The 11,292-nt window shown below is 68.2% G+C and carries 8 protein-coding genes; 4 read left to right on the top strand and 4 right to left on the bottom strand.

Features of this window, described 5'->3' with window-relative positions:
* From BN423_RS10940 to BN423_RS10315, 3 genes are all read left to right on the top strand, one after another.
* Window positions 1–1,374 (top strand): class I SAM-dependent methyltransferase (locus tag BN423_RS10940; protein ID WP_019240171.1); only part of this gene is annotated, 1,374 nt, incomplete at its 5' end.
* A 230-nt stretch (window positions 1,375–1,604) separates the two neighbouring features.
* Window positions 1,605–3,782 (top strand): KUP/HAK/KT family potassium transporter, encoded by a 2,178-nt coding sequence (locus BN423_RS10320; protein WP_019240170.1) that lies wholly within the window; start codon window positions 1,605–1,607, stop codon window positions 3,780–3,782.
* Window positions 3,783–4,106: 324 nt separating this feature from the next.
* Window positions 4,107–6,440, top strand: a complete 2,334-nt coding sequence (locus BN423_RS10315; protein ID WP_019240169.1) for an LTA synthase family protein — start codon at window positions 4,107–4,109, stop codon at window positions 6,438–6,440.
* A gap of 157 nt (window positions 6,441–6,597) precedes the next feature.
* Here the strand turns inward: BN423_RS10315 and BN423_RS10310 are convergent, their stop codons facing one another.
* On the bottom strand, window positions 6,598–7,374 hold the full coding sequence (locus BN423_RS10310) for a tyrosine-protein phosphatase (protein WP_019240168.1): 777 nt from the start codon (window positions 7,372–7,374) through the stop codon (window positions 6,598–6,600).
* A gap of 298 nt (window positions 7,375–7,672) precedes the next feature.
* Between BN423_RS10310 and BN423_RS10305 the strand changes: the two genes are divergently transcribed.
* Window positions 7,673–9,223 carry a Mur ligase family protein gene (locus BN423_RS10305; RefSeq protein WP_019240167.1) on the top strand — a complete coding sequence of 517 codons (1,551 nt, stop codon included), beginning with the start codon at window positions 7,673–7,675 and terminating at the stop codon, window positions 9,221–9,223.
* 164 nt (window positions 9,224–9,387) lie between these two features.
* On the opposite strand, the gene BN423_RS10300 is transcribed toward BN423_RS10305, so the two are convergent.
* The 3 genes from BN423_RS10300 to BN423_RS10935 all read right to left on the bottom strand — a co-directional run.
* Entirely contained in the window at window positions 9,388–9,960 is a 573-nt protein-coding gene (locus BN423_RS10300) for a 4Fe-4S binding protein (RefSeq protein ID WP_019240166.1), read from the bottom strand.
* Between the two features lie 6 nt (window positions 9,961–9,966).
* Window positions 9,967–11,055 (bottom strand): hydrogenase large subunit, encoded by a 1,089-nt coding sequence (locus BN423_RS10295; RefSeq protein WP_019240165.1) that lies wholly within the window; start codon window positions 11,053–11,055, stop codon window positions 9,967–9,969.
* A 2-nt stretch (window positions 11,056–11,057) separates the two neighbouring features.
* Window positions 11,058–11,292, bottom strand: a 235-nt coding sequence (locus BN423_RS10935) for a hypothetical protein (RefSeq protein WP_019240164.1), incomplete at its 5' end; no start/stop codon positions are given.

Genomic DNA, 11,292 nt, shown 5'->3' with positions numbered 1-11,292 from the left:
CACAGCGCGGGCGGCCTCTTCGTCGTCGGCGACACCACACCGGTCGCGCCCGCCACGGCGGCGGCCGCCATCCGCCTCGCGCGCGAGCTCACGGGCGCCGCCGCGCACGGACACCGCAGGGCGCAGGCTCCCCTCGCCTGCCTCGCCCGCAGCGAGGGGTCGCTCCGCGTGCTCGGCGATGCCGCCGAGACCCTACACGTCGAGCTCGGCACCGACGCGCTCGCCCTCGCGGTGTTCACCGACGCCGCGGGCGCCGCGAGCACCGCAAACCACGCAGGCGCAGCAGCCGCCGCGGAACCCACCGCCCCCGCGCCGCGCACCGCCGGCACGGTCGACGTGGGCGACGGCAAGCCCATCCCGCTCATCATCCCGGAATCCGAGCAGTTCGCGCGCCGCCTCATCAAGGTCGCCCGCCTGCGCCGCCGTTGGGCGAAGCGCGCGGGCGTCACCTGCTACCGCGTGTACGACGCCGACCTGCCGGATTATTCCGCCGCCATCGACCTGTACGAGGGCGCCGACCGCACGCCCGGCCGCTGGCTCGTCGTGGCCGAATACGCCGCGCCGCGCACCGTCGACCCCGAGCGCGCGCAGAACCGCCTGCTCGACATGCTCGCCATCGCGCCGCGCGTCCTCGACGTTCCGCCCGAGCACGTCCATGTGAAGACGCGCCAGCGCTCGCGCGGCGGCTCGCAGTACGGCCTCCAGGCGTCCCCGAACGCGCGCGGGCACGCGGGCGCGGAACCCGTCCTCATCGAGGAGGGCGGCCTCACGTTCGCCGTCGAGTTCGGCGAGCGCCTCGACACGGGCATCTTCCTCGACCATCGCCTCGTCCGCGGGCTCGTGCGCGAGCACGCCCGGGGCGCGCGCAGCTTCCTCAACCTCTTCGCCTACACGGGCACCGCGACCTGCTACGCGGCGGACGGCGGCGCGGCGCAGACGTGCACCGTGGACCTTTCGAACACCTACCTCGACTGGGCCGAGGAGAACATGCGCCTTAACGGGTTCGACGGGCGCGCGCACCGGTTCGTCCGCGCGGACGTCCTGGCCTGGGTGCGCGAGCAGCTGCGCCGCGGCGAGCGGTGGGACCTCATCTTCTGCGACCCGCCGACGTTCTCGAACTCCGCGCGCATGGGCGAGCGCACCTGGGACGTCCAGCGCGACCACGTCGAGCTGCTGAGCGACCTCGCGGGCCTGCTCGCGCCGGGCGGCGAGGCGATCTTCTCGTGCAACCTCCGCAGCTTCAAGCCGGATGTCGAGGCGCTCGAACGCGCGGGCGTACACCTCGAGGACATCACCGAGGCGTCCATCCCCGAGGACTTCCAGCGCAACAAGCGCATCCACCACTGCTACCTCGTCACCTCAACTACCCGCTGATGGGTCATTTGGGGACGTGTTCCTTTCAACCCATTTTGGGGCGCGGGAGAGAAGATGGGTTGGTTGGGGACGTGTTCCTTTCAACCCCCTGTTTGGTGCACCGGACAAAAATGGGTTGAAAGGAACACGTCCCCAACCAACCCATCTCGCAGCGGGGGACGCATATCGCTATAATGGCCGGACAGCGGCATACGCTGCCGAAAACCGCTCGCAAGAAGGAGTTCAACGCAATGGACAAGCAGACCAGGGACGCTGAGCCGGATCACCCATCGAAGACCGATGGGGTCGCGGCACCCGGATCCACCGGAAGCATCTCGCTCAAGCGCTCAAAGAAGACGGCCGCCGGCGTGCGGCACGAGCGCAAGACCATCCGCCCGCCGAAGACCATCAAGGGGGCGGAGCACCCCAAGGCGCACACCATCCCCATCAGCCTCGGCGCCATGCTCGTCACCATCGGCGTGGTGTACGGCGACATCGGAACCTCGCCGATGTACGTCACCAAGGCGCTCCTCGCCGGCAACGGCGGCATCGGGAGCGTCACGCAGGAGTTCGTCCTCGGCTCGCTCTCGCTCGTCATCTGGACGGTGACGCTGCTCACCACGGTGAAGTACGTGCTCATCTCCCTCAAGGCCGACAACAGCGGCGAGGGCGGCATCTTCGCGCTCTACAGCATCGTGCGCCGCTTCGGCCGCTGGCTCATCATCCCCGCCATGCTCGGCGGATCGGCCCTGCTGGCCGACGGCGTGCTCACCCCCGCCGTCACCATCACCACGGCGGTCGAGGGCCTGCGCACCATCCCGCAGATGCACGCGCTCATCGGCGACAACCAGACGAACGTCGTCATCATCACGCTCGTCATCGTCTGCATCCTCTTCGCGGTGCAGCGCGCGGGCACGTCGAAGATCGGCCGCGCGTTCGGCCCGGTCATGACGTTCTGGTTCCTGTTCCTGGGCGGCGTGGGCCTCGTCTCGATGCTCTTCGCCCCGCAGGTGCTGCTCGCCATCAACCCCGTCTACGGCATCCGCTTCCTGTTCTCGCCCCACAACCACGCGGGCATCATGATCCTGGGCAGCTGCTTCCTCGCCACCACCGGCGCCGAGGCGCTTTACTCCGACATGGGCCACGTGGGCAAGGGCAACATCTACGCCACCTGGCCGTTTGTGAAGGTGTGCCTCATCCTGAACTACCTCGGCCAGGGCGCGTGGCTCCTCGCCAACCAGGGCAACTCCGCCCTCGTGGGCATCGAGGACCTCAACCCCTTCTTCCAGATGCTCCCCGACATGATGCGCCCCTTCGGCGTGGTGCTCTCCACGCTCGCGGCCATCATCGCGTCGCAGGCGCTCATCACCGGCGCGTTCTCGCTCGTCTCCGAGGCGAGCCGCCTCGACCTCATGCCGCACCTCCAGGTGTTCTACCCCTCCGAGACGAAGGGCCAGCTCTACATCCCGCTCGTGAACAAGGTCATGTGGGTGGGCTGCATCATCGTGGTGCTGCTGTTCCAGAGCTCCGCGCACATGGAGGCGGCGTACGGCCTGGCCATCACCATCACCATGCTCTGCACGACGGTGCTGCTCTTCATCTACCTGCATAGCGTGCGCAAGCTCAAGGTCTTCCCGTACGTGTTCGTGGTGTTCTTCGTGATGCTCGAGGGCTTCTTCTTCGGATCGTCGCTCACGAAGTTCTTCCACGGCGGCTACTTCACCATCCTGCTCGCCGCGCTCATCATGAGCGTCATGCTGTGCTGGTACGCCGGCACCGCCGTCGAGCGCCGCCAGGCCACGCTGCTGCCCGTGCGCAACTACATCGACCAGCTCGCCCGCCTGCGCGACGACAACACCTACGACCTCGTGGCGGACAACCTCGTCTACCTCACGAACGGCACGAACACCGACTACCTCGACCGCGACATCCTCTACTCCATCCTGGACAAGCACCCCAAGCGCGCCCGCGCGTGGTGGTTCGTGAACGTCGAGGTCATGGACGACCCGCACACGTTCGCGTATTCGGTCGAGAACTTCGGGACGGACTACATCTTCCGCGTGCACATCTTCCTGGGCTACAAGGTGAACCAGCGCGTCAACGCGTTCCTCCGCCAGATCGTGCAGGACCTCTCCGCGTCGGGCGAGCTGCCGCCGCAGAAGCGCGACTACTCCGTGTACAAGCGGCCGAGCACCATCGGCTCGTTCCAGTTCTGCATGCTGCGCAAGACGCTCGCGCCCGAGAGCGACATCGACAGCCGCGAGCGCACGGCGATCGCGCTGAAGTACGCCATCCGCAGCTTCGCCGGGTCGCCCGCGCAGTGGTTCGGTCTGGAGAACTCGAGCGTGTTCGTGGAGTACGTGCCGCTGTTCACCAAGTTCAAGAGCGTCTCCAAGCTCACGCGCATCGCTCCGAACGAGCGGCCGTAGCGGAGGAGAGCGAGGGTCGCGGGCGCGTCGCGGCGCGCACCGACCTTGCCTCCGCGCCCGCCCCAGAGCGCGCCCCATACGCCCCGTGCACCCCAGCACGTTTTGACCGGGATTTCCGGCGAAACGTACCCGGGGAGCACGGGGCGTTCGCACAGGCCGTGCATTTTCTGCGCGGCAGCGGTTTTTCCCAGCAAAACGGGGGCGTGTCGATAGAATCTCGACAATCGCGGAGTATCATGGGCAGTCGCTTATGTCAGCAGTCCGTGAAGCGCTCGTAAAGCCTTTGCAGCCGGCGCTTCCTCCGTCATACGTGAAGGGGCTCCCATGCTCGTAGCCATCATCTCGTTCGTCGCCGCCATCGCGAACGTCATCCTCGCCGTGCGCGAGATCCGCACCTGGCGCGCGACCGCCCAGACCGCCGGCGCAGCTGCCGAGGCGGCGGCCGAAGCAGGCGAGGCGGCAACCACTCAGGCTGGCGCGACCGAGGCCTCAGACGCAGCCGCGACCCCTGCGCCCACCCCCGCCCCCGCGCGCGTGCCCTTCCGCGCGAGCGGCATCGTGTGGGCGATCGCCTTCCTCGCCATCCAGCTGTTCATCGGCGTGTGGGGCGCCCTCGGCCTCGTGCAGAACGAGCCCGTCGCCCCCATCATCATGAACGCGGTGCTCATCGGCTGCACGCACCTCGCGCTCGCCCGCCCGCGCCTGCGCGACCGCTTCCTGGCCACCTTCGAGCCTGGCGGGCGCTGGCCGCACCCGCAGGCGGCGTGCGCGCTCACCATGGTCGCCGCCGGCATCTTCACCACGCTCGCGCTCGAGCTCCCCAGCAACCACGACCTGCTGTGGATGTACCCGCTCTGCCTCCTGCTCGAGGTGTTCCTCGTCACCGCCCTCGTCGCCGGCGCGTTCTACCTCTTCCAGCGTCGCGGCGGCGCGGCGGCCGTCGTCTCGTTCATCTTCTTCGCCATCGGCATCGCGGAGTACTTCGTCATCACCTTCAAGTCGCAGCCCATCCAACCCGGCGACCTCACCGCCATCGCCACGGCGGCGGCCGTGGGCGGCGGCTACATCTTCAGCATCACCTCGTACTGCCTCTACGGCATCGTCGCGCTCGCCCTCGCCATGCTCGCGAGCGCCTACGCGGCGCTCTTCCGCCCCGCCCGCGGCGAGCGCACGCGCAAGCAGATGCTCATCAACCTGCTCGTGGGCGTGCTCTGCCTGGGCGGCGTCATCGGGCACACCGTGTTCATCGACTACTACAACTTCCTGCACATTCAGGTCTACACCTGGCGCCCGCTCGAGAGCTACTACCGCATGGGCTTCATCCCCTCGTTCATCTCGAGCGCGCAGACCATCCAGCCGCGCGAGCCGCAGGGCTACTCCAAGAGCGGCGCCGAGGACCTCATCGAGTCCTATGCCAGCGAGTACGACGAGGGCGAGGGCGCGACCGAGGAGCGCGCGGCCGCCTCGACCCAGTTCGACAGCGTGCAGCCGTCCGTCATCGTGGTCATGAACGAGACGTTCTCCGACCTCTCGTGCTACCAGAACCTCCACGCCGGCTACGAGGGCCCCGAGTTCTTCAACAGCATCGACGACGCGGTGCAGCGCGGCGACCTGTACGTGTCGGCCTACGGCGGCGGCACCTGCAACACCGAGTTCGAGATGCTCACGGGCAACTCTATGGCCTACCTGGGCAACGGCGTCTACCCGTACACCATCTACAACCTCACGCACGCCGAGAACCTCGCCCAGCAGTTCAGCGACCTGGGCTACGACACCACGGCCATGCACCCCAACCACGCCACGAACTGGAACCGCGAGAACGTCTACCGCGACTTCGGGTTCGACGAGTTCCTCTCCATCGAGGACTTCCAGGGCGCCGACACCCTGCGCGGCATGGTGACTGACGCCGAGACGTACGACAAGATCATCGAGCTCCTCGAGACCAACGAGGACCCGCAGTTCATCTTCGACGTGACCATGCAGAACCACTCGGGCTACGACACGGGCCTCATCCCCTACGACATGCGCACGGACTACCTCATCGACGGCACGTACGACCCCGAGGTCAACGAGTACCTGGCGCTCATCGAGCAGTCCGACGAGGCGCTCGAGGACTTCCTCGCCCAGCTCGAGCAGATCGACCGCCCCGTCGTGGTCGTGTTCTTCGGCGACCACCAGCCGTTCTTCCCGTCCGACTTCAACGACGAGTGGTTCCAGGACGAGGACGACGCCACGCATAGCGAGCGCCTGTACCACACGCAGTACGTGATCTGGGCGAACTACGACATCGACGGCCGCGCGCAGGAGAGCGACGAGGTCGACATCTCCACGAACTACCTGGGCGCCGAGCTCATGGACCTCATCGGCGCGCCGCTGTCCGACTACCAGAAGGCGCAGCTCGCCCTGCGCGCGAACCTGCCGGCCATCAACATGATCGGCTACCAGGACCGCGCGGGCGTGTGGCACCTCTCCGACGCCGCGGTGAACAAGAACGCCGGCGACGCGTTCAAGGCTGCCGCCAAGGCGCGCGAGGACCTCGCGAAGATGCAGTACCTCAAGCTCTTCGACCACGGCGACGGCGTCTACACCAAGACGCTCCAGGGTGCGGCGAACGAGACCAACCCCAACCTCGCGCCCGGCACGACGAAGATCCAGTAGCAGGGCAAGGAGCAGAGATTTTATGGCGGGCGCTCGCGTGACGGGCGCCCGTTTTTTCATGAGGCGAACCCGCCCGTCAGGATTGTGATAAAAACCAGCCTGTCTGGGTTTTATCACTTTGAGGCTGGATGATAAAAACCAGCCTGTCTGGATTTTATCATTGGGTCGAATCGCCGCGCAGGCGGGCGGTGATGCGGTCGAGCACCTCGGCGGGGACGCCCGCGTAGCCTTCCAGGTAGTCGCGTGCCGAGCCGTAGCGCTCGTGCAGGTGCTCGACGGTGCGCTCGATCTCGTCCGCATGCGCGACGAAGAGACTCTTCGGTATGCGCTTGCGCAAGACGACCGTCGCGAGCGTGCGCTGCAACCACATGCTCGGCGTCATGACGGAGCCCGTCGCCACGTAATCCCGCACGATGTCCTCGTCCGACACGCCCGCGAGCCCCAGCAGCAGCATGGCGATCACGCCGGTGCGGTCCTTGCCCGCGCGGCAGTGGAAGAGCGCGCAGCCGGGCTCCCCACCCAGGTCGAGCGCCTCGAACACGAGCCGGAAGCTCGCCGCGTCTTCGTCCAGGAGCTGGCGGTACACATCGAACATGCACGCCGGGATCTGCCCGCGCATGCCGGTCGAGTTGAGCTGGTCGAGCATGGGGATGTGGATGTATTCGGCCCACGCGTGGCCGGGTTTGGAGAAGGGATCCGGCCAGATGCGCGTCTCGAACGAGCTGCGCACATCGATGACGCGGCGCAGGCCGTACTGCCTGAGGGCGTCGAAGCCCGCGCGCCGCAGGCCGCCGAGCGTCCCGCTGCGCAGGAACGCGCCATATGCCGTGCGACCGCGCGCGCCATCTTCGGTTGTATAGGGGTAGCCACCGAGGTCGCGCACGTTCCGCGCACCACGCAACTTCAGCCTGATGAGCTCGTCCAGTTCAGGCACCTCCGATCGAGTTGCTCACTATGTATCCTACCGTTTACACGGGCGTGACACGGCGAGCATTCAGTAAGGGTTGCATCAGGGCATATTAGTGTGCGAGGGGCGCGGGCGGATGAACGCCTCGCGGCCGTGCCGCAGCCTGCGAGCGCGCGACCCGTCTGCCACCCCGCAGCCAGCCGGGCGCGACGTCCACCGTGCCCCGTCCACCGCGCCCGCCCCCACCTCGTTGCCACACGCGCCCGGTATAATGGGGTGCCAGCGAAACCGCACGTTCCACGTCTCGAGGAGGCGTTTGTCACCTATGACCCAAACCGACCGCACCGACACCCCCGCCCTGCCGCCCGTCACCCTGGGCGCGCTCGCCCGCGTGCTCACCGCCGCGGGCCTCGACGCCACGGCGAGCGAACCCGACGCGCCCGTCCGCGGCATGACCGTCGACTCGCGCGAGATCGAGCCGGGCAACCTCTTCGTGTGCAAGGGCGCGGCGTTCAAGCCGGCGTTCCTCGCGAGCGCCGTCGAGCGCGGGGCAGGCGCCTACCTCTGCGACGCGAGCAAGCTCGACGAGCTCGCGGGCGCGGTGCCCGGCACGCCCCACCTCGCCGTCTCCGACGTGCGCCGCGCGATGGCGCTCGTCGCGCCCGAGGTCTACGCGCACCCCGAGCGCAAGCTCCGCATCGTGGGCATCACCGGCACCAAGGGCAAGTCCACCACCGCCTACATGCTCAAATCCATCCTCGATGCGGCGGATATGACCCCCTCCATCCTGGGATCCATCGAGACGGACGACGGCGTCGAACACTTCGAAAGCCACAACACCACGCCCGAGGCGCCCGAGCTCTGGCGCCACCTGCGCAACTCCGTCGACGCCGGCCGCGACATCATGGTTATGGAGGTCTCGAGCCAGGGGCTCAAGTACGACCGCGTGCTGGGGCTACCGCTCGACATCGCCGTGTTCCTGAACATCGGCCGCGACCACATCTCCGGTATCGAGCACCCTAATTTCGAGGACTATTTCTCCAGCAAGCTGCGCATCTTCGAGCAGTGCGACACCGCCGTGGTGAACCTGGGCAGCGAGCACGCCGAGCGCATCCTCGACGCGGCCGAGCGGGCGCGGCGCGTCATCACACTCAGCGCGCGCGCGGATGTGCCTGCCACGTACCAAGCGCGCGCGATCGCCCCGACGCCCACCGGCTGCGCCTTCGAGCTCGTCCGCAGCGACGCCCCGGGTGAGGCCACCGCGCCGGTCGCGCCCATCGAGCTCGGCATCCCCGGCCTCTTCAACGTCGAGAACGCACTCGCGGCCATCGCCTGCGCGCAGCTGCTCGGCGCCCCCGATGACGCCATCGCGCGCGGCCTCGCCCACCTGCGCGTCCCGGGGCGCATGGAGGTCGTCGCCTCGCGTGACCGCCGCGTGATCGCCATCATCGACTACGCGCACAACGAGCTCTCCTACCAGGCGCTCTTCTCGTCCATGCGGAGCGAGTACCCCGACCGTCGCATCATCGCCGTGTTCGGCGCGCCCGGGGACAAGGCCGTCGAGCGGCGCGAGGCCCTGCCGCGCGTGGCCGGCCAGTACGCCGACCTGCTCATCTACACGGAGGAGGATCCCGCGCACGAGCGCGTCGAGGACATCTGCGCCGAGCTCGCCGCGCACACGCCCGCGGGCGTCGCGCACCGCATCATCTGCGACCGCGAGCAGGCGGTCGAGGCAGCCATCCGCGATGCGTACGAGCACGACGGCGAGAGCCTGGTGCTCCTGCTGGCCAAGGGCGACGAGACCCGCCAGCACCGCGGCAACGAGTACCCCGAGGTCAAGAGCGACCTCGCCCTCGCGCGCGAGCTCATCGACTAAGGCCCAGCCGCTAACGCGGGGGTGACGGCGCGGTCGTGCGGTGCCGTCAAGGCCGCGCAACCCGGCTTTTCATGACAACGGGGAGACGTTGCCGCCTCCCCGTTCCAGGTTGTATGCACATATGCGCGAATAACGCGTACGCGCCCCGCGCGCGTGCTGCCGGCCTACTGCGCGCCGGAATCCGCCGCTTCCCCGGCGGCCTGCCCCTCGCCTGCGGCCTTCGCGGCCTTCTTCGCGGCGGCAGCCTTCCGGGCCGCCTCGACGCGCGCCTGCTGCTCGGGCGTGAGCTCGCGCTTCGGCTTCGCGGCTCCGGCAGCCGCACCAGCGCCCGTGCCCGCAGCGCCGCCCTTCGCCGCGCCCGCGCCCGCCGCCTTCGCGGGCTTCGCCGGCATGTCCTTGTGCAGCGTGACGGTCGTGAGCTCCGTCGTGGGCTCGGTGGGCCACAGCCCCATGCTCAGGCAGTTCTTCGGGCACTCGTGCGTGCAGCTCGCGCACTGGATGCAGCGGTAGGGGTCGATCGTCCAGTCGCCCGCCTTGCGGTCCACGGCGATGGCGCCCACCGGGCACACCCGCTGGCACATCCCGCACAGGATGCACGTGTCGATGTCGTTCACCACGTGCCCGCGCATCTGCGGGAAGAGCTTCTCCACATCGCGCTTCTCGTACGGATAGCGCACCGTCGCCGGCTTGTGCACGAGCGAGCGCAGCGTCATCTTTCCCAGCTTGAAGGTTCCCATTCCCGCCTACCTTTCCGTGCAGCTGATGCACGGGTCGATGGTGAGGATGATCATGGGCACGTCCGCGAGGTCCACGCCCTGCAGCGCCCTCACCAGGCCGCCGAGGTTCTGCGAGGTCGGCGTGCGCAGGCGGAAGCGGTCGAGGTACTTCGTGCCGTTGCCGCGCACGTAGTAGAACGCCTCGCCGCGCGGCTGCTCGATGAGCACGTGGCTCTGTCCCTCGGGCACGACCTTCGCCTTGGGGTTCCCGCCGATGCCGTCGCTCGGCATCTTGGCCACGAGCTCCTTGATGATGTCGATGGCCTGCGGGATCTCCGCGCAGCGCACCTTGCAGCGCGCGTAGCAGTCGCACTCGTTGGAGATGATGGGCTCGAAATGCTCGAGGTCGCCGTAGGCGCCGTACCCCGTCGTGCGCATGTCGTGCTCCACGCCGGAGCCCTTCGCAAACGGCCCCACCATGGAGAGCTCGAGCCCGTCCTCGAACGAGATGTAGCCCACGCCGCACAGGCGGTTCTTCACCGTGACGTCGTTGAGCATGGTGTCCACGATCTCGTTGTAGTCGCGCTTGAGCCCGTCGAGCTTGTCGCAGATGGCGCGCAGCTCGGAGTCCTCGATGTCGTGCGCCATGCCGCCCACGATCATGATCGAGAGGATCACGCGACCGCCGCAGGTGCGCTGGAAGATGTCGAGGATGGTCTCGCGCAGGCGCCAGCAGTGGTTGAAGAGCGCCTCGAAGCCGAACGCATCGGCCAGAAGCCCCAGCCACAGCAGGTGGGAGTGGATGCGCGAGAGCTCCTCGAGGATGGTGCGCAGGTACTCCACGCGGCGCGGCATCTCGAGACCCAGCAGCTTCTCGGTGGCGCTCACGTAGCCCCAGCCGTGGCCGACGCTGCAGATGCCGCAGGTGCGCTCCGCGACGTAGACGAACTGGTTGAAGTCGCGCTTCTCGACGAGCTTCTCCAGGCCGCGGTGCACGAAGCCGATCTGCGGGATGGCCTCGATGACGTGCTCGTCCTGGACGACGAGGTCCAGGTGCACCGGCTCCGGCAGCACAGGGTGCTGCGGGCCGAAGGGGATGACCGAACGGGTCGCCATGCCTACTCACCATCCTTTGCAGCGGCCTTGGCCGCGCGGGCAGCGAGCGCCGCCCGGACCTTCGCCGCCTTCTCGGGGTCCATCGCGGCGAGCTTCGCCTCCATCTTGGCGGCGCGGTCGTCCGCGGCGTCGCCGGACGCAGGGGCCGCCGCAGCCGGAGTCGCGCCCGCCGTCGCCGTCGCCGCAGCGCCAGGAGCACCGCCCGCCGCCGGGTCCGCCTTGTCCGCCACCGCGCCG

The organism is Enorma timonensis, from assembly GCF_000321165.1.
Lineage (GTDB): Bacteria > Actinomycetota > Coriobacteriia > Coriobacteriales > Coriobacteriaceae > Enorma.
The sequence above is the reverse complement of the archived record's forward strand: the minus strand, read 5'-3'. Positions and strand labels throughout refer to the sequence as shown.

Excerpts from the sequence above, each read along its gene's own strand:
- BN423_RS10320 (WP_019240170.1), top strand. The coding sequence starts at position 1,605 with ATGGACAAGCAGACCAGGGACGCTGAGCCGGATCACCCATCGAAGACC.
- BN423_RS10315 (WP_019240169.1), top strand. The coding sequence starts at position 4,107 with ATGCTCGTAGCCATCATCTCGTTCGTCGCCGCCATCGCGAACGTCATC.
- BN423_RS10305 (WP_019240167.1), top strand. The coding sequence starts at position 7,673 with ATGACCCAAACCGACCGCACCGACACCCCCGCCCTGCCGCCCGTCACC.
- BN423_RS10300 (WP_019240166.1), bottom strand. The coding sequence starts at position 9,960 with ATGGGAACCTTCAAGCTGGGAAAGATGACGCTGCGCTCGCTCGTGCAC.
- BN423_RS10295 (WP_019240165.1), bottom strand. The coding sequence starts at position 11,055 with ATGGCGACCCGTTCGGTCATCCCCTTCGGCCCGCAGCACCCTGTGCTG.